Origin of the sequence: Micromonospora sp. NPDC048169 (assembly GCF_040652815.1) — a bacterium.
Lineage (GTDB): Bacteria > Actinomycetota > Actinomycetes > Mycobacteriales > Micromonosporaceae > Micromonospora.
This window is the reverse complement of record NZ_JBEZMS010000001.1, coordinates 172,685-190,962: the sequence shown is the minus strand read 5'-3', so window position 1 is coordinate 190,962 and position 18,278 is coordinate 172,685. Positions and strand designations below refer to the sequence as shown.

The window sequence follows — 18,278 nt, the reverse complement described above, 5'->3', positions numbered from 1 at the left end:
GGGTCGGCCGGTGGCGTGGCCGCCGGGGCACGGCGGGCCGGCGGGTCGCTGGTCACCTGGATGTCTCGTCCCTCCCCCACAGGCCCATCATGGCCGCTCCACCCGCCCGCCCGTGGCGCAACGGCCCGGTCGGCGTGTCGGATCCGCACACCCCCGGCGTCAGCTGACCGCGGCGAGGAACTCGCTGTAGAACAGCCCCAGTGCGATGGCCACGCCGATGCCCGCGATGATCCAGAACCGGACCACGATGTTGACCTCGCTCCAGCCGGCCAGCTCAAAGTGGTGCTGCAACGGCGACATCCGGAACACGCGCTTGCCGGTGGTACGGAAGGAGATGATCTGGATGACCACGGACATCGTGACGATGACGAACAGGCCGCCCAGGATCGGCAGCAGCAGGATGGTCCGGGTGGACATCGCCATGCCGGCGATCAGGCCGCCCAGCCCGAGCGCGCCGGTGTCGCCCATGAAGATCCGCGCCGGGGACGTGTTCCACCACAGGAAGCCCACGCAGGCACCGGCCGCCGCGCCCGCGATCAGCGCGATCTCCAGCGGATCGCGCACTGTGTAGCAGTACGCCTCGGTGTAGTTCGGGTCGGCGCACCAGTGCCGGTACTGCCAGAACGCGATGAGCGCGTACGCCGCGAGCACCATCACCGAGGCGCCGGTGGCCAGGCCGTCCAGGCCGTCGGTGAGGTTCACGCCGTTCGTGGCCGCCATCACCACCATGATGATCACGATCACCGCGCCGATCTTGCCGATCTCCAGCGCCGGGATGTCCCGGATGAAGCTCAGCGTGGTGCTGCCCACCGTCTCGGTGTTCGTCGCGTTGCCGCCGGCGTCGGTCATGCTGGACGGGAAGTAGACCGCCACCGCGCCGAAGACCGCGCCGACCAGGATCTGCCCGGCCAGCTTGCCCCGCTTGTTGAGGCCACCGCTGTGCCGCTTGCGCACCTTGAGGAAGTCGTCGATGAAGCCGACCGCGCCGGAGAACACCATCAGCCCCAGCAGCACCAGCGCCGTGATGGTCGGCTCGACCTGGGCGATCTGCGCGTCCGGCAGCGTGGTCAGAGCCAGGTGCCCGGCCACGTACGCGATGACGGTGGCCAGGATGAAGACCACGCCGCCCATCGTCGGCGTGCCCTTCTTGCCCTCGTTGCTGGCGAGCCCGAGGTTCGACCGGATCGGCTGGCCGGCCTTGAGCCGGGCGAACACCTTGATCGCGATCGGGGTGCCGAACAGCGAGATCAGGAACGCGACGCCGACGGCGACGATGACCGCCCTCATGCCGCGCCGCCCTCCGTGGCCGTCTCCCGGGCGTCCGCGCGCAGCGCGTCGGCCACCTCCCAGGTCCGGTACCGGGAGCCCTTAACCAGCACCACGTCTCCCGGACGCAGCTCGCTCCGCAGCACCTCGACGGCCGCCGCCTGATCGGTGAGCAGCACCGACTCTCCTCCCCAGTTACCTACCGCTGTCGCGCCCTCGTGGATCGGCGCCGCCGGCTCGCCCACCACGAGCAGCCGGTCCACGCCCAGGTCGGCCGCGAGCCGGCCGACCTGCTGATGCCCCTGAAGTTCGAAGTCGCCCAGCTCGGCCATGTAGCCGAGCACCGCGACCGTACGCCCCTCGCCGCGCATGCTGGCCAACGCCCGCAGCGCCACGCCGGTGGAGGCGGGGTTGGCGTTGTACGAGTCGTCGATCACCGTCACGCCGTCGGGGCGCTCGAAGACGTCCATCCGCCGGGTGGAGACCAGGCCCAGCTCGTTCAGCGCCGCCGCCAGCTCGGGCAGCGGCAGGCCCAGCTCCCGGCCGACCGCCGCGGCGGCGAGCGAGTTGGAGACCTGGTGCCGGCCGGTCAGCCCGAGCCGCACCGGCGCGCTGCCCTCCGGGGTGACGAGGATGTACGACGGCCGTCCCCGGCCGTCCAGCGTCACGTCCACGGCGCGCACGTCGGCGCGCTCCGACTCGCCGTAGCGGACCACCCGGGCCCGGGTCCGCGCCGCCATCGCGTCGACCCGCGGGTCGTCGGCGTTGAGCACGGCCAGCCCGTCGGACGGGAGCGCCTCGACCAGTTCCCCCTTGGCGAGCGCGATGGCCTCCACCGAGCCGAACTCGCCGAGGTGCGCCACGCCGACGTTGAGCACCACCGAGATCCGCGGCGGCACCACGTCGCACAGGTAGCGGACGTGCCCGACCCCGCGGGCGCCCTTCTCCATCACCAGGTAGCGGGTCTCCGCAGTGGCCTGCAACGCGGTGTACGGGTGTCCCAGCTCGTTGTTGAACGAGCCGGGCGGCGCCACCGTCGGGCCGAGCCGGACCGCGATCTGGGCGATCAGGTCCTTGGTGGTGGTCTTGCCGGACGAGCCGGTCAGCCCGATCACGGTGAGCGCGGGCAGCCGGTCGACCACCGTACGGGCCAGCCGGCCCATCGCGTCGAGCGTGTCGCCGACGAGCACCATCGGCACGCCCGGCACCTCACGGGTGCCGAGCACCGCCACCGCGCCGGCGTCCACCGCGCCGGCCGCGTAGTCGTGGCCGTCCACCCGCTCGCCGGGGAAGGCGACGAACAGCCCGCCCGGGCCCACCTTGCGGGAGTCGAACTCGACGGTGCCGGTGATCCGGGCGTCCGGGTCGGCGCCGGCCAGCCGGCCGTCGACAGCTGCGGCCACCTCGGCCAGCGTCAGCGGGATCACCGCTGACCCACCAGGTCACCGAAGCGGGCGCGCAGCGCCGCCGCCAGCTCCACCCGGTCGTCGAACGGCAGCACCTCGCCGCCGATCTCCTGGCCGCGTTCCTGGCCCTTGCCCAGCACCGCCACCACGTCACCCGGTTCGGCCACCCGGACCGCCTCCTCGATCGCCGCCCGCCGTCCGGGCACCTCGATGACGCGGGCCGGGGTCGCGGCGGCGTACGCGCCGGCCAGCACCTCGGCCCGGATCGCGGCCGGGTCCTCGGTCCGCGGGTTGTCGTCGGTCACCAGCACCACGTCGGCGCCGCGCGCGGCCACACCGCCCATCACCGGCCGCTTGCCCCGGTCCCGGTCGCCGCCGGCGCCGAGCACGCAGATCAGCCGGCCGGTGGTCAGGCCACGCAGCGCGGTCAGCACCGCCTCGATCGCGTTTGCCTTGTGCGCGTAGTCGACCACCCCGCGCACCGGGGCGTCGCCGCTGACCAGTTCCAGCCGCCCGGGTACGCCACCGCAGGCGGCCACGCCGCGCGCCGCGGTCCGCGGGTCCACCCCGGCGGCGACCAGCAGCGCGACGGCCAGCAGCGCGTTCGCGACGTTGTGCCGGCCGGGCAGCGCGACGCCGGTGGGCAGCGTCAGGCCGTCCGGCCCGTGCAGCGCGAAGCGCTGCGCGTACCCCTCGCCGTCGACGCCGTCGGCCCACCAGGTCGCGTCCGGGTCGCCGGCCGCCGAGTAGGTGACGGTGCCCGGCCTGTACAGCGGGCGCAGCGCCGGGTCGTCGTGGTTGAGCACCTCGACCCGGCAGCGGCCGTCGAACAGCTTGGCCTTGGCCGCGAAGTAGTCCGCCTCGTCGGCGTGGAAGTCCAGGTGGTCGGAGCCGAAGTTGGTGTAGCCGCCGACGTCGAACCGGACACCGCCGACCCGGCCCATGGCGAGGGCGTGGCTGGACACCTCCATGACCACGGTGTCCACCCCGTGCTCGCGGGCAACCGCGAGCATGGCGTGCAGGTCGGTGGCCTCCGGAGTGGTCCGGACGCTGTCGATCACCAGGTCGCCGAGGCGGGTCTCCACGGTGCCGATCAGCCCGGTGACGTGCCCGGCGGCGCGCAACCCGGACTCGACCAGGTAGCTGGTGGAGGTCTTGCCGGCGGTGCCGGTCACCCCGATCACGGTCAGGCCGGCGGTCGGGTCGCCGTAGATGGTCGAGGCCACCTCGCCGAGCGCGTCGCGCGGGTCGTCGACGACGAGCACGGGCAGGCCGCTCCCGGCGGCCAGCTCCGCGCCGGCCGGGTCGGTCAGCAGGGCCACCGCGCCCGCCCGCGCGGCGGCGGCGGCGAACTCCGCGCCGTGGCGCCGGGCGCCGGGCAGGGCGGCGTACAGGTCGCCGGGGCGTACCTCCTGGCTGGCGTGGGTCACGCCGGTGACGGCCGGCTCGGCGGCCTCCTCCGGCGCTGTCGCCGCCACGCGGGCGGCGAGGTCGCCGAGCCGTACGGGACGCACGGTTGTGGGACGTGGATTGCCGGGCACGGCGTCAGACCCTACCCGGTCGTCCGGTTCCGACCGCACAGCCGCCCCGGTGGTTCGTCGCCACTCACCGATGATGTCCCGCCGTTCCCGCTCAGCGCGGAAAGACCTCGAACTTCGGGGACTTGTTGGTGAGCGACGGCGGCACCCGGTAGTGGCGGAGAGTGAAGCCCATCATCTCCCGGAACGCGGGCGCGGCGACCGCGCCGCCACCGCCGCCGGGGCTCCACACGAAGACCGCCACCACGTACCGGGGGTTCTCCGCCGGGGCCATGCCGATGAACGAGCCGACCTCGCCGGGCTGGAGCTTGCCGCCGTCGTAGCGCAGCCCGGTGCCGGTCTTGCCGGCCACCCGGTAGCCGGGCACGGCGGCGGCCAGTCCGGTCCCCTGGCCGTCCGGGCCGTCGACGGTGGTGACCGCCTCCATCATCTGGCGCAGCGCCGCCGCGTTGGCCGGGCTGAGCACCGACCGGGTGGTGGGCGCCGCGGCAGGGCTGCGCTCGCCGTCCGCGCCGATGGTCTCCTTGACCAGGTGCGGCTGCACGTACGTGCCGTTGTTGGCGATCGCGGCGTACGCGGCGGCCATCTGCAGCGGCGTGGCGTCCACGCTGTGCCCGATCGGCACCGACCCGTACGCCGAGCCGCTCCACTGGTCCGGCGGGAGAAGCCGGCCGGAGGCCTCGCCGGGCATGCCCTCGCCGGTCGCCGCGCCCAGCCCGAACCGCTTCTGGTAGTCGAACAGCCGTTCCTTGCCCAGTTTCTCGGCGATCTCGATGGTGCCGACGTTCGACGAGAAGGCGAGCATGCCGGGGATGCTCATGGTGCGGCCGCCGACCGGGTGTGTGTCGCGGAAGGTGACACCGCCCCGCACGATCGTGTCGGAGACCGGGAACTTGGTGTCCGGCGTGATCACGCCCTCCTGGAGCGCCGCGCCGTACGTGATCGCCTTGTGGATCGATCCGGGGTCGACCACGAACGTGGTGGCCGCGTCGTCCCGGTCGGCCGGCGAGGTGACCTTGGTGGGGTTGGCCGCGTCGTACGTGGGCTGGCTGGCCTGCGCCAGCACCTCACCGCTCGGCACCTCGATGATCACCGCCGCGCCGACGCTGCCCTTCACCTTCGCCGTCTGCCGGGCAAGGATCCGCTGCGTCATGAACTGGAGGTCCCGGTCGACGGTGAGCTTCAGCGAGCTGCCCGGCTGCGGCTGGGTGGTGCGGCTGTAGCCGCCCGGGATGGGTGCGGCCAGGTCGCCCAGGCCCACCTCGTAGGTCCGTTTGCCGGCCTGCCCGCGCAGCACGTCGTCGTACTTGGCCTCCAGGCCCTCCAGGCCGTTCATGTCCTGGCTGACGAAGCCGATCAGGTTGGCGGCCAGGTCGCCGCCGGGCACCTCGCGGCGCTCGTCGCGGTGCACGTTGATGCCGGCCAGCTCCAGCGCCATGATCTTCTTCGCGGTGCTGATCTCGACACCACGGGCCAGGTAGACGAACTGCGACGGGGTGTCGCTGCCGGGCAGGGTGCGCTCGCGCATCTTCTCGGCCAGGTCGGAGGCGGGCATCCCGAGCAGCGGGGAGAGCAGGCGCGCGGTGGCGAACCGGTCCTTGACCCGGGTCGGGTCGGCGAACACGTACCGGGCCTCGACGCTGTGCGCCAGCGGCTCTCCGCCGCGGTCGAGGATCGCCCCGCGCGCGGCGGGCAGCTCGACCACGGCGAGCCGGTTGGGCAGGCCGCCGTCGGCGTACGCCGGGGTGTCCACGGTCTGGAGGTAGACCAGCCGCACGCCGATGCTGGCGAACAGCGCCAGCGCCAGCACGGTGCCGAGCCGCAGGCGTCGGCGCGGGTCGCCCAGCCGCGGCGGCCGGCGCGGCTTGCGGACCGGGCGGCGGGGCTGGGCGGCCGGGCGGCGCGGCTGGGACCGGCGGCGCGGCGGCGGCGCGTCGTCCTCGTCGTCGAACGGTTCCCGCACCGGCCGGGACGAGACGGTCCGCACCACGCCGGCCCGGCCGCCAGCGGCGGCGGACCGGCGACCGGACCGGGCGCCGTCGGTGGCGGGCTCGCGCGTGCCGGCCCGCCCGGCCCGGCCGCCGTCGAGCACCTGCAACGCGGGCCGGAACGGGTCGCCGGACCGGTTGCTCCGGGGGGTACGCCGTTGCTCGGCGCCGCCGCCCTCGCGCACGGTCCGCCCGCGCGGGGTGTACGCGCGGGCGTCGGAGATCCCGCCGAGGCCCGGCTCGCGCGGCTCCGACCCCCGCGACGATCCGCGCCGGGAGCCAGTGGCGTCCCGGCGCGGATCCTCCGATCTCGGCGGCATCGCTCAGCCTCCGTTGCCCTGCTGGCTGGTGACCGACGGGGCGCCCTGCGCGGGGTGCGGCACCCCGATGGTCTGCCCGTCCGGCAGCCGGATGTACGCCGGGTCCTCGGACTCGACCAGGCCGAGCTTGCGGGCGTTCGCGGTGAGGTTGCCGGGCGCCTTCTGCTCGGCGATCTGCTTCTTCAGCTCCTGCTCGTCGACGTTCAGCTTGTTCTGCTGCTGCTGGAGCTTCTCCAGCTTGAAGGCGTTCTCGTTGATCTTGGTGTTGACGGCCAGGATGCCCAGCACCCCACCGACCACGAGCACCAGGATCAACGCGACGAAGGGCGCCCGGGGAACCCGGATCGGCGCCGGCGGGGCGACCCGCAGGCGCGGCGCCGGCGTGCCGGCGACCCGGGTACGCTCGGCCGGCCGCAGGGCGGCGCTGCCCTGCGTCGGGAACTCGCGCGCCCCCCGGGCGCGAGCCTGCTCCCGGCGGTCGGCCGCCGTCGTGTCCGGCGTGGTGCGCTGCGCCGCGGTCCGGCCCCCCGACCGCGGTGCGCGCTGCCCGACGGCTCCCCGGCCGTCGCGCTTCTCGACGTTCATGTCCCCTCCCCCTCCTCGTCCGTCCCGTTCGCGTCCCCCGGGGCCGACCGCGGGTCCTCGTCGGACCCCGGTGACCCCGTCCCCGGTTGGTGCATCGCCTTCACCCGGCGGCGGTACCGTTCGCGGTCGGTACGCCCCTGCCGGGCCGCCTCCGGGTCGAGCCGTTCCGCTGCTCTCAGCCGTACCGAGGCGGCACGCGGGTTCGCGGCCACCTCCGCCTCCCCGGGCAGCTCGGCGCCCCGGCTCAACAGCCGGAACGTCGGGCCCGACCCGGGCAGTTCGACCGGGAGGTCGATCGGGCCCTTACTGCGGACCCGGTCGGCGAGCGCCTGCTTGGTGAGCCGGTCCTCCAGCGAGTGGTAGGACAGGACCACCATGCGGCCGCCCACTGTGAGCTTGTCGAGAGCAGCCGGCAGCGCCGTCTCCAGCGCTGCCAGTTCTCTGTTTACCTCGATCCGCAAAGCCTGAAACGTTCTCTTTGCCGGGTGTCCACCGGTTCGTCGGGCCGGTGCCGGAATGGCGTCGCGGACCAGCTCGGCCAGCCGGGCCGAGGACGTGATCCGGGTCCGCTCCCGCTCCCGGATGATCGCCGAGGCGATCTTTCCGGCGAACTTCTCCTCGCCGTACACCCGCAGCAGGCGGGCCAGGTCCGGGTGGGAGTAGGTGTTCACCACCTCCTCGGCGGTCACCCCCCGGGTCTGGTCCATCCGCATGTCCAGCGGCGCGTCCTGCGCGTAGGCGAACCCGCGGTCGGGCGCGTCGAGTTGCAGGGACGAGACGCCGAGGTCGAACAGCACCCCGTCGATCGCCGGGTAACCGAGCCGGTCGAGCACCTCGGGCAGCTCGTCGTAGACGGCGTGCTCCAGGTGGATCCGGTCGGCGAACCGGGCCAGGCGGACCCGCGCGTGGGCCAGCGCCTCGGTGTCCCGGTCCAGGCCGATCAGCACCGTGTCCGGGTGCGCCGTGAGCACCGCCTCGGCGTGCCCGGCCAGGCCGAGCGTGGCGTCGACGTGCACGGTGCGACCGGGCCGGCCCAGTGCGGGGGCCAGCAGCTCGAGACACCGCTCGAGCAGCACCGGCACGTGCGTGCCGCGTAGCTCCCCCATGTCGACCCCCACCCCGTTCGCCAGCCGTTCCGTCACGTGTCCGTCGTCGCCACGACGCCTCGCCATACCGCCAGATCCCCATCCGCTCCCGCCCGCCGGAGGCCGCGGCCCTCCGTGTCGGATCGTGCGCCTGGCACCGGGGAAGGGGTGCCAGGAACTCGAAAGCGGCTGGAGATCTCGCAGTACGTCGGGCGCCGTCACGCCCTACAGACCGCCGGGCAGCACCCCCTCCTCGATGTCGGCGAAGTCGTCTTCGCTCTCCGCGAGGTAGGCCTCCCAGGCCGCCCTGTCCCAGATCTCCACCCGGGTGCTCGCTCCGATCACGACCAGATCCCGGTCCAGTGCCGCGTACGACCGCAGGTGGCCGGGAATCGTGACCCGCCCCTGCTTGTCCGGCACCTCGTCGTGCGCGCTGGCGAAGAAGACCCGGCTGTAGGCCCGGGCCGCCTTGCTCGTCATCGGCTGCGCGCGCAACTGGTCGGCGATCCGCTGGAACTCGGGCATCGGGAAGACGTAGAGGCAGCGCTCCTGCCCTTTGGTGATCACGACACCCCCCGCCAGTTCGTCCCGGAACTTCGCCGGAAGGATCAACCGGCCTTTGTCGTCCAGGCGCGGAGTGTGGGTGCCGAGGAACATCGGCCCAACCCCCTCGCCCTGAGCGGCGTTCGCGGCGCCGCTGACCCCCCGGGCCGGTGTGGCCCTCCCGGCCTCACCATCGCGCCCCACTCTACTCCACTTCCCTCCACCTGCAACCAGAATCGCCCGCGTGGCGTGGCGTTTCGGCGCGCAAAACCGCACGTCAACGCGGGTGGGGCCGAGTGGAGGGGGTGGAGGGCGCCCCACACCGTCCGCTACCCGACATCGACCGCCGCCGTCCGGCCCGGCGCGCTCCGGCCGTCCGCCGCGCCGTCCCCGGCCGAACGGTTCGCCGTCGGCGGCGATCTGGTGGAGGTGGCGGTCCGGTAACCTCGCTCGCGTGACGGACGCGAAGATGCCCTTGCGGGCGAAGGTGGCCAGCTCCGTGTCGCGCACCGCCGCGGCGCTGTCGCGGGCCGCGGGTCGCGGCGACGGCTCGGTGATCGGCGGCTGGATCGGCCTCAAGATCGACCCGGACCTGCTCGCCCACCTCTCGGCCGGGCGCGCGATCGCCCTGGTGTCCGGCACCAACGGCAAGACCACCACGACCCGGCTCACCACCGCCGCGGTCGGCGTGCTCGGCCGGGTCGCCACCAACTCCTTCGGCGCGAACATGCCCACCGGCCACACCTCGGCGCTCGCAAAGGCCGGCAGCACGCCGTACGCGGTGCTGGAGGTGGACGAGCACTACCTCGCCCAGGTGCTGGAGGCGACCGAGCCGCACGTGGTGGCGCTGCTCAATCTCTCCCGCGACCAGCTCGACCGCGCCAAGGAGGTCGCCATGATGGCGCAGCTCTGGCGCGCCGCCCTGGTCCGGCACCCGCGGATACGGGTGGTCGCCAACGCCGACGACCCGATGGTGGTGTGGGCCGCCTGCCCGCCGGCCGACCCGGCCCAGGGCCACGTGCCGCCGCACGTCACCTGGTTCAGCGCCGGGCAGCGCTGGCACGACGACTCCTGGGTCTGCCCCGAGTGCGGCTCCACCATCCAGCGCTCCGGTGAGCAGTGGTGGTGCACCGGCTGCCCGCTGCGCCGTCCCGAGCCGAACTGGACGGTCGAGGACGACGGCGTGCTCGACCCCACAGGCGCCTGGCACAAGATCCAGCTCCAGCTCCCCGGCAAGGTCAACCTGGGCAACGCGGCCACCGCCCTCGCCGTCGCCGCCGAGTTCGGCGTACGCCCGGTGGACGCGGTCTCCCGGCTCGGCAGCGTCACCTCGGTGGCCGGCCGCTACGCCCAGGTGGACCGCGACGGGCGCAACATCCGGCTGCTGCTGGCGAAGAACCCGGCGAGCTGGCTGGAGGCGTTCGACATGGCCGACGTCGCGCCGACACTGCTGTCCATAAACGCCCGCGACCCCGACGGGCTGGACACCTCCTGGCTGTTCGACGTGGACTTCTCCCCGCTGATCGGCCGGCAGGTGCTGATCACCGGTGACCGGGCGTACGACCTGGCGGTGCGGCTGGAGGTCAACGGCGTGCCGTTCCAGCACGTACGCGCCTTCGACGAGGCGGTCCGCGCGGTGCCGCCGGGCCGGCTGGAGGTCATCGCCAACTACACCGCCTTCCAGGACATCCGAGCGGAGCTGGACCGTGTCAACTGAGAGCCTGCGCATCGTCTGGATCTATCCCGACCTGCTGTCCACGTACGGCGACCGGGGCAACATGCTGATCCTGGCCCGCCGGGCCCAGCTGCGCGGCATGCCGGTCGAGGTGCTGGAGGTCCGCTCCGACCAGCGGCTGCCCGCCACCGCCGACATCTACCTCATCGGCGGCGGCGAGGACGGCCCGCAGGCGCTCGGCGCCCAGCGCCTGATCGCCGACGGCGGCCTGCACCGGGCGGTGGCCCAGGGTTCGGTGGTGTTCGGCGTCTGCGCCGGCTACCAGCTGCTCGGCACCTCCTTCTTCGCCAAGGGCACCCGCTGCGCCGGGCTGGAACTGCTCGACCTCTCCTCCGACCGGGGCCCCACCCGCGCGGTCGGCGAGCTGGCCGGCGAGGTCGACCCGCGGCTGGGCATCCCGCACCTGTCCGGCTTCGAGAACCACGGCGGCCGTACCCACCTCGGCCCGGGCGTGTCCCCGCTGGCCCGGGTCACCGCCGGGGTCGGCAACGACGGCGCCACCGAGGGCGCGTGGCGGGGCAAACTGCTGGGCACCTACTCGCACGGCCCGGCGCTGGCCCGCAACCCGGACCTGGCCGACCTGCTGCTGCGCTGGGCGACCGGCATCCACCAGCTGCCCCCGCTCGACGACACCTGGGCCGACCGGCTCCGCTCCGAGCGCCGCGCCGCGGTGGCCGCCGCACCGAGGCCGTGACCGACGCCGCCCGGCCGGGGCGGCGACCGGTGGCCCGCCGGCTCGCCGGGTTGCTGCGGCAACCCTCGGCGCGCCGGTTCGGGCTGCTCCTGCTGCTGCTCGCCGGGTTCGGCGTGACGCTGCTGCTGGTGCCCCGGCCGGACCCGGCCGACCTGCCCCGGCTCGCCGACTCGCTCGGCGGCTACGGCCCGCCCGCAGCGGTGATCGGCGGCGCGCTGCTGCTGGTGGCGCTGGTGCCGCGCACGTTCGTCACGCTGGCGGCGGGCGCGATCTTCGGCCCGGTGCAGGGCGCCGCGTACGCGCTCGGCGCGGCGCTGCTCGCGGCAGCCATCGGCTTCACCGTCGGCCGGGTGCTCGGCCGCGACTTCGTCGCCGAGCGGGTGCGCGGCCGGCTGGCCCGCCTGGACGGCTGGTTCGCCCGGCAGAGCGTCTTCGGCGTGGTCACCGTACGGCTGCTGCCGATCGCCGGGTTCGGTCTGGTCAGCTACGGCTACGGCACCACCGCCGCCCGGGTGCTGCCGTTCCTGGCCGGCAGCGTGATCGCCTCCGCCCCGACCGCCGTCGGGTACGCGGCGATCGGCGCGGCCGCGACAAGTCCCGGTTCGATCAACTGGTACGCGGCCGCGCCTGCGAGCCTCGGCCTGATCGCCAGTGTGCTGATCATCCACCGCTGGTGGCGGGCCGAACGGCGCCGGTCTGCCGGACCGGCCGGCTGACCCGGCGGCGAAGGCGCACAAGCACGCGGAGGACCTCCGGACCGGCCCGGTAACGACCGCACGACGATCCCGCCCGCCGGGCACCGCGCGGCACCGGCGCTCCCTAGCATTCGCGAGCATGAGGCCCTCGTCCCGAGCCCGCATCCGGAGCGCCGCCGTCCTCGCTCCGGTCCTCGCGGCGGCGATGCTCGCCGCCTGCACTCCGGGAGACCCGACGGCCGCCCCGGTCACCGAGGGAACGCCGTCGACGCAGGTGACCGCCCCGCCGCGTGCCGACTTCTGCCTGGTCACCGTGCCGCAGAGCTGGCAGGACGCGGTCCGGGAGAGCCGGCTGCCGAAGGAGCCCGGGGAGAGGTGGTCAGGGTTCGCCCCGGCACCGGACGGCCGCTCCGCGTTCGCCACCGTGCAGCGCGACGGTCTCCCGATGCTGCTGGTCAAGCAGGAGAAGAACGGCGACCGACGGGTCGTGGCCACCATGCCGGACCTGTTCACCTTCCCGCTATGGGGCGACTTCGACGGGCGCTGGCTGGTCTACGCGCGCACCGACCTGTCCCGTGCGGCGCCGCACGGGGAAGGAAGCGCCGAGCTCTTCGTCTGGGACGCGGAGACCGGGGCCGAGCCACGGCAGGTCGCGAACACCGGGCAGAGGGCCGTCCCGTTCCTGTTGCAGGACGGGAAGCTCGCCGTGACCCGGATCCTCGACAAGGACCGGGCCGAGCTGACCCTGCACGACCTGGCGGCCGGAACGGTCCGCACTGTGGCCACCGGCCCGGTGAGCACTGTCGGGTTCCGCGGCGCCGACCTGATCTGGTTCGACAGGGCCACGGGCCGCCTGAACGCGATCGGCCCGGACGGGACGGCGGGCGCTTCCGCACAGCCGGCCCTGGGGCCGGGTGCGGTGGACGTGACCACCGACGGCCGTACCACCGCCTGGGTGTCCCGGGACGAGCGCGACCTGACCGTCTGGCGGCCGGACTGGACGACACCCGTGCGGATCCTGCGGGTCACTCCTCCCCCGCCGACCACGCCCTCGCTGCCACCCGGCGCCAGGCCACCGACCGTCGATCCGTTCCACCGGATCGCCGGGCCCACTGCGGTCGGCGACCTCTTGCTCTTCGACTACCACCTGGGCTGGTACGTGGCCGACCTGCGGACCGGCTCGTACGTCCGGCTGACCGCGGACCACGCCGACGCGATGGTCTCGGGCCCCGCGCTGCTGATGGACCCGGAAGACAACTCGGTCCCCGCGGAGCGGCACGCGTACTCGCTGCTGCGCCTGGACCGGCTGCCGCCACTGCCGGCGTGCCCGTGACGGAGCACGGGCAGCCGCTGCCGGGCGGGTTCGTCGCCGAGGTGGTCCGCGTCGGTGACACGTCCGACGTACGGCCCCGCCGAACGCGGGCTTCGTGGCCGCGCTCCTGCGGCACCTGGAGCCCGTCGGCCTGGCGCCCCGGTACCTCGGCGTCGACGAGCGAGGCCGGCAGGTGCTGACCCACATCGACGGGCGGGTGCCCTGGCGGGACCGGGAGGAACCGGCCTACTTCGCCGCCCCCGCGCTCACCCGGCTGGCCGGCCTCATGCGGGCGCTGCACGACGCCTGCGCCGGCACCGGCCTGGCCGGCGACGCGGAGACGGTCTGCCACCGGGACCTGTCGCCGAAGAACACCGTCTACCGGGACTCGCCGGCCGGGCCACTGCCGGTGGCCTTCCTGGACTGGGACCGGGCCGGGCCGGGCCGCCGGATCGAGGACGTGGCGTTCGCGGGCTGGCACTGGGCCGCGCTGGGCGGGGACGCCGACCCGGCCGAGCTGGCCCGGCGCTGCCGGCTGCTCTGCGACGCCTACGAGGCTGCCGGCCCCGGGGTGTCGGTGCCCCGGTCCGAACTGGTCGCCGTCATGCTCGACCAGCTCGACGGCACATGGCGGGGCATCGACGTCGGCGCCGAGCGGAACGAGCCGGGCATGCGCCGGCTCCGCGCGGCGGGCGTGGTCGACATGGTGCGCGGCTGGCACGGGTGGCTGCTCCGGCACCGCCCGACGGTCGAGGCGGTGCTGGAGGCCGGTTGAGGCGCGTCCCGCGAACAGGACGCGCCTCAAGCACACGGCCGCCGGTCAGGCGACGACCGAGACCATCCGGCCCTTCACCACGATCACCTTGCGCGGCTCCTTGCCGGCCAGCGTGCCGGCCACCGCCTCCAGCGCCGCCGCGCGCACGGTCTCCTCGGTCGCGTCGGCCGGCACCTCGACCCGGCCGCGGACCTTGCCGTTCACCTGAACGGGGTACGTGACCGACTCGGCCACCAGCAGGGCCGGGTCGGCGACCGGGAAGTCCGCGTACGCCAGTGAGTGCTCGTGGCCCAGCTTGTGCCACAGTTCCTCGGCCATGTGCGGGGCGAACGGCGCGACCATCAGCACCAGCGGCTCGGCCACCTCGCGCGGGGTACGCGCCAGCCGGGTCAGGCCGTTGGTCAGCTCGATCAGCTTGGCGATGGCGGTGTTGAACCGGATCCCGTCCATGTCGGCGCGGACCCCGTCGATCGCCTTGTGCAGCAGCCGCCGGGTCGCCTCGTCGGCCGGCTCGTCGGTGACCCGCAGCTGGCCGGTCTGCTCGTCGACGACGGTGCGCCAGACCCGCTGCAGGAAGCGGTACGAGCCGACCACCGCCCGGGTCTCCCACGGGCGGGACACCTCCAGCGGGCCCATCGACATCTCGTACACCCGGAACGTGTCCGCGCCGTACGCCGCGCACATGTCGTCCGGGGTGACCACGTTCTTCAGCGACTTGCCCATCTTGCCGTACTCACGGCGGACCTCGGTCTCGCCGTGGAACCAGCGGCCGTCGACCTCGACGACCTCCTCGGCGGGCACGTACGCGCCGCGCGGGTCGACGAACGCGTACGCCTGGATCATGCCCTGGTTGAACAGGCGGCGGAACGGCTCGAACGACGAGACGTGGCCCAGGTCGTACAGCACCTTGTGCCAGAAGCGGGCGTACAGCAGGTGCAGCACGGCGTGCTCGGCGCCGCCGACGTACAGGTCGGTGCCACCGCAGTCGCCCGCGCCGCGCGGCCCCATCCAGTACGCCTCGTTCTCCGGCGCCACGAAACGCTGCGACTCGGTCGGGTCCAGGTAGCGCAGCTCGTACCAGCAGGAGCCGGCCCACTGCGGCATCACGTTCGTCTCGCGGGTGTAGCGCTTGGGCCCGTCACCCAGGTCCAGCTCCACCTCAACCCAGTCACGCCGCCGCGACAGCGGGGTCTCCGGGTTGCTGTCGGCGTCGTCGGCGTCGAACGTCTTCGGCGAGAAGTCCTCCACCTCGGGCAGCTCGACCGGCAGCATCGACTCGGGCAGCGCGATCGGCGCGCCGGAGGAGTCGTAGACGATCGGGAACGGCTCGCCCCAGTAGCGCTGCCGGGAGAACAGCCAGTCGCGCAGCCGCCAGGTGACCGCGCCGGCGCCGTGGCCGCCTGCCTCCAGCCACTCGATGATGCGGGCCTTGGCGTCGGCCACGCCCAGGCCGTCCAGGTCGATGCCGCGCTCCGGCGCGGCGCTGTTGATCGCCGGGCCGTCCCCGGTGTACGCCTTGCCGTCGAAGCCCTCCGGCGGCTGCACGGTCCGCACGATCGGCAGCTCGAAGACCTCGGCGAACTCCCAGTCCCGCTCGTCCTGGGCGGGCACCGCCATGATCGCGCCGGTGCCGTACCCGGCCAGCACGTAGTCGGCGATGAAGATCGGGATCTGCCCGCCGGTCACCGGGTTGGTCGCGTAGGCGCCGACGAAGACGCCGGTCTTCTCCTTGCTGTCCGCCTGCCGCTCCACGTCCGTCTTGGCCGCGGCGGCCTTCCGGTACGCCTCGACGGCCTCACGCGGGCCGGCGTGCCCACCGGTCCAGGCGTCCTTCGTCCCCTCCGGCCAGGCGGCCGGCGTCAGCACGTCGACCAGCTCGTGCTCGGGCGCCAGCACCATGTAGGTGGCGCCGAAGACGGTGTCCGGCCGGGTCGTGAACACCCGCACCGGGGCCGCGTCGGTCGGGAAGTCGATGTGCGCGCCCGTCGACCTGCCGATCCAGTTGCGCTGCTGCAGCTTGATCGGCTCGGGCCAGTCCAGCGTGTCCAGGTCCTCCAGCAGCCGGTCCCCGTACGCGGTGATCCGCATCATCCACTGCTTCAGGTTGCGCTTGAAGACCGGGAAGTTGCCGCGCTCGGAGCGGCCGTCGGCGGTGACCTCCTCGTTCGCCAGCACCGTGCCCAGCCCCGGGCACCAGTTCACCGGCGCCTCCGAGACGTACGCCAGGCGGTGGTCGTCGACGACCTTGCGCCGCTCCCCCACTGTCAGCTCGGCCCAGCCACGCCCGTCCGGGGTCGCGCGGGTGCCGCCCTCGAACTCGGCGATCAGCTCGGCGATCGGCCGGGCCCTCTTCGCGTCGGTGTCGTACCAGGAGTTGAAGACCTGCAGGAAGATCCACTGCGTCCAGCGGTAGAAGTCGGTGTCGATGGTCGCCACCGAACGCCGCTCGTCGTGGCCCAGCCCCAGCCGGCGCAGCTGCGCCCGGTACCGCTCGATGTTGGCCTCGGTGGTGGTCCGGGGGTGGGTGCCGGTCTGCACCGCGTACTGCTCGGCGGGCAGGCCGAACGCGTCGAAGCCCATCGCGTGCAGCACGTTGCGCCCGGCCATCCGCTGGTAGCGGGCGTAGCAGTCGGTGCCGATGTAACCCAGCGGGTGCCCGACGTGCAGGCCGGCGCCCGACGGGTACGGGAACATGTCCAGCACGTACAGCTTCTCGGCGCCCGCGCGCGGGTGACCCGGGTCGGCCAGCGGGCCGGCGGGGTTCGGGGCGTGGAAGGTGCCGTCGCGCTCCCAGGTGTCCTGCCAGCGGTGCTCGATCTCGTCGGCCAGGGCGGCGGTGTACCGGAACGGGGGAATGTCGGTCGCCGGTGCGGCTGCCTCACTCATGGCGTCTCCTCGGCGCGGATCGATACGAAATATGTGGGCGGTCTGCTGCGGGCACAAAAAAGCCCCTCGCGCAGGAGGGGCGGCCGTGCTGTCGCGCTTTTCAGCGCATCAACACGGCTCGGTAAGAAGCAGGAAGAACCCGGCCATGCACGCAGTGTACCTCGCGCCTCTCCGCACCCGCGCGCCAGTTCCGGCCCGCGCCGGTCCCCCGGTCTGGCGAATATTCCGGGCGTAACCGACCGACCACCTGCGGGAGTCGGCGATAACGACAAACATGGTTAGCCTGAGAGGCCAGTGAGATTACTGCGGCAGACGTGGCTCGGCGTCGCGAACCCAACGGCGGGTCCAGGTGCTCTATAAAGAGCTGCCGTCCAGGCGACGAGGAGGAGGCCCGTGACACAACAGACCTGGGACGAGGTGGGCGGTCTGCTGCCGCACGACGAGTTCCGCGCCGCCAGCGAGGCCATCGTGGCCAACATCGAGCAGGTCATCGAGGGCAAGACCGCCACCGTCCGGCTCGCCCTGGCGGTGCTGCTGGCCGAGGGTCACCTGCTCATCGAGGACGTGCCCGGCGTCGGCAAGACCAAGCTCGCCAAGGCGATGGCCCGCTCCATCGACTGCTCGGTCCGGCGGATCCAGTTCACCCCCGACCTGCTTCCCAGCGACGTCACCGGCGTCAGCGTCTACAACCAGGAGACGCACGACTTCGAGTTCCGCCCCGGCGCGGTCTTCGCCAACCTGGTCGTCGGCGACGAGATCAACCGGGCCTCGCCGAAGACCCAGTCGGCGCTGCTGGAGTGCATGGAGGAACGGCAGGTCACAGTCGACGGGGTCACCTACCAGTTGCAGACGCCGTTCATGGTGATCGCGACGCAGAACCCGATCGAGATGGAGGGGACCTACCCGCTGCCCGAGGCGCAGCGGGACCGGTTCACCGCCCGGATCGCCATGGGCTACCCGGACCCGCGGGCCGAGCTGGCGATGCTCGACGGGCACGGCGCCACCGACCCGCTGCCGGGGCTGCGGCCGGTCTCCGACGCGGCCACCGTCCGCCGGCTGATCGGCCACGTCCGGCAGGTACACGTCGCCGACGCCGTCAAGCAGTACGCGATCGACCTGGTCACCGCCACCCGGGAGGCACCCGACCTGCGCCTCGGCGCGTCCCCGCGCGCCACGCTCCAGTTGCTGCGCACCGCCCGCGCGGTGGCCGCCCTGGAGGGCCGCGACTACGTCCTGCCGGACGACCTCCAGGTCCTCGCGGTGCCGGTGCTGGCGCACCGGATCATCCCCACCGCCGACGCGCAACTGGCCCGGCGCACCACCGACGCGATCGTCTCCGAGCTGGTGCACCGCCTGCCGCTCCCGCACGACCGGCAGCGCTCGCCGTACGACACCCGGCCCGGCGGCGGCAACAACAGCCGCGGGCCGTACGAGCCGCGGAGGCCGTGAC

The 18,278-nt window shown here is 73.5% G+C and carries 14 protein-coding genes; 6 read left to right on the top strand and 8 right to left on the bottom strand.

The genetic code is table 11. The annotated features are described in order from the left end of the window. Positions 1-159: 159 nt before the first annotated feature. The 7 genes from mraY to mraZ all read right to left on the bottom strand — a co-directional run bounded on the left by mraY (position 160) and on the right by mraZ (position 8,845). The gene (gene mraY / locus AB0D28_RS00815; RefSeq protein WP_357380781.1) at positions 160-1,287 is read right to left on the bottom strand and encodes a phospho-N-acetylmuramoyl-pentapeptide-transferase; all 1,128 of its coding nucleotides are present in this window, start codon (positions 1,285-1,287) and stop codon (positions 160-162) included. After that, entirely contained in the window at positions 1,284-2,693 is a 1,410-nt protein-coding gene (gene murF, locus AB0D28_RS00810; RefSeq protein WP_357380779.1) for a UDP-N-acetylmuramoyl-tripeptide--D-alanyl-D-alanine ligase, read from the bottom strand. Before murF ends, mraY begins: the two co-directional genes overlap by 4 nt. Continuing rightward, positions 2,690-4,252: a UDP-N-acetylmuramoyl-L-alanyl-D-glutamate--2,6-diaminopimelate ligase gene (locus AB0D28_RS00805; protein WP_357380777.1), complete on the bottom strand. Its 1,563-nt coding sequence runs from the start codon at positions 4,250-4,252 to the stop codon at positions 2,690-2,692. The genes murF and AB0D28_RS00805 overlap by 4 nt, the downstream gene beginning before the upstream one ends. Positions 4,253-4,304: 52 nt before the next feature. Next, entirely contained in the window at positions 4,305-6,518 is a 2,214-nt protein-coding gene (locus AB0D28_RS00800) for a penicillin-binding protein 2 (protein ID WP_357380775.1), read from the bottom strand. 3 nt (positions 6,519-6,521) lie between these two features. After that, the gene (locus tag AB0D28_RS00795) at positions 6,522-7,103 is read right to left on the bottom strand and encodes a hypothetical protein (protein ID WP_357380773.1); all 582 of its coding nucleotides are present in this window, start codon (positions 7,101-7,103) and stop codon (positions 6,522-6,524) included. Next, on the bottom strand, positions 7,100-8,209 hold the full coding sequence (gene rsmH / locus AB0D28_RS00790) for a 16S rRNA (cytosine(1402)-N(4))-methyltransferase RsmH (protein WP_357381164.1): 1,110 nt from the start codon (positions 8,207-8,209) through the stop codon (positions 7,100-7,102). Before rsmH ends, AB0D28_RS00795 begins: the two co-directional genes overlap by 4 nt. 204 nt (positions 8,210-8,413) lie before the next feature. Next, positions 8,414-8,845: a division/cell wall cluster transcriptional repressor MraZ gene (gene mraZ, locus AB0D28_RS00785; RefSeq protein WP_073831045.1), complete on the bottom strand. Its 432-nt coding sequence runs from the start codon at positions 8,843-8,845 to the stop codon at positions 8,414-8,416. A 355-nt stretch (positions 8,846-9,200) separates the two neighbouring features. On the opposite strand from mraZ, the gene AB0D28_RS00780 reads away from it, so the two are divergent. The 5 genes from AB0D28_RS00780 (at position 9,201) to AB0D28_RS00760 (ending at position 13,942) form a co-directional block, all read left to right on the top strand. Further along, the gene (locus AB0D28_RS00780) at positions 9,201-10,448 is read left to right on the top strand and encodes a MurT ligase domain-containing protein (protein ID WP_357381162.1); all 1,248 of its coding nucleotides are present in this window, start codon (positions 9,201-9,203) and stop codon (positions 10,446-10,448) included. Next, positions 10,438-11,160: a glutamine amidotransferase gene (locus AB0D28_RS00775; RefSeq protein WP_357380771.1), complete on the top strand. Its 723-nt coding sequence runs from the start codon at positions 10,438-10,440 to the stop codon at positions 11,158-11,160. The genes AB0D28_RS00780 and AB0D28_RS00775 overlap by 11 nt, the downstream gene beginning before the upstream one ends. Beyond that, a complete protein-coding gene (locus AB0D28_RS00770) occupies positions 11,157-11,876 on the top strand; it encodes a VTT domain-containing protein (RefSeq protein ID WP_357380769.1) in 720 nt (239 codons plus the stop codon). The genes AB0D28_RS00775 and AB0D28_RS00770 overlap by 4 nt, the downstream gene beginning before the upstream one ends. Positions 11,877-11,994: 118 nt before the next feature. Next, complete coding sequence (locus tag AB0D28_RS00765) at positions 11,995-13,188, top strand: hypothetical protein (protein WP_357380767.1); 1,194 nt, start codon at positions 11,995-11,997, stop codon at positions 13,186-13,188. Between the two features lie 94 nt (positions 13,189-13,282). After that, the gene (locus AB0D28_RS00760) at positions 13,283-13,942 is read left to right on the top strand and encodes a phosphotransferase (RefSeq protein ID WP_357380765.1); all 660 of its coding nucleotides are present in this window, start codon (positions 13,283-13,285) and stop codon (positions 13,940-13,942) included. A gap of 45 nt (positions 13,943-13,987) precedes the next feature. Here the strand turns inward: AB0D28_RS00760 and leuS are convergent, their stop codons facing one another. After that, positions 13,988-16,828 carry a leucine--tRNA ligase gene (gene leuS / locus AB0D28_RS00755; protein ID WP_357380763.1) on the bottom strand — a complete coding sequence of 947 codons (2,841 nt, stop codon included), beginning with the start codon at positions 16,826-16,828 and terminating at the stop codon, positions 13,988-13,990. Positions 16,829-17,221: 393 nt separating this feature from the next. Between leuS and AB0D28_RS00750 the strand changes: the two genes are divergently transcribed. Next, a complete protein-coding gene (locus AB0D28_RS00750; RefSeq protein ID WP_357380761.1) occupies positions 17,222-18,277 on the top strand; it encodes a MoxR family ATPase in 1,056 nt (351 codons plus the stop codon). The last annotated feature ends 1 nt before the right edge of the window (position 18,278 follow it).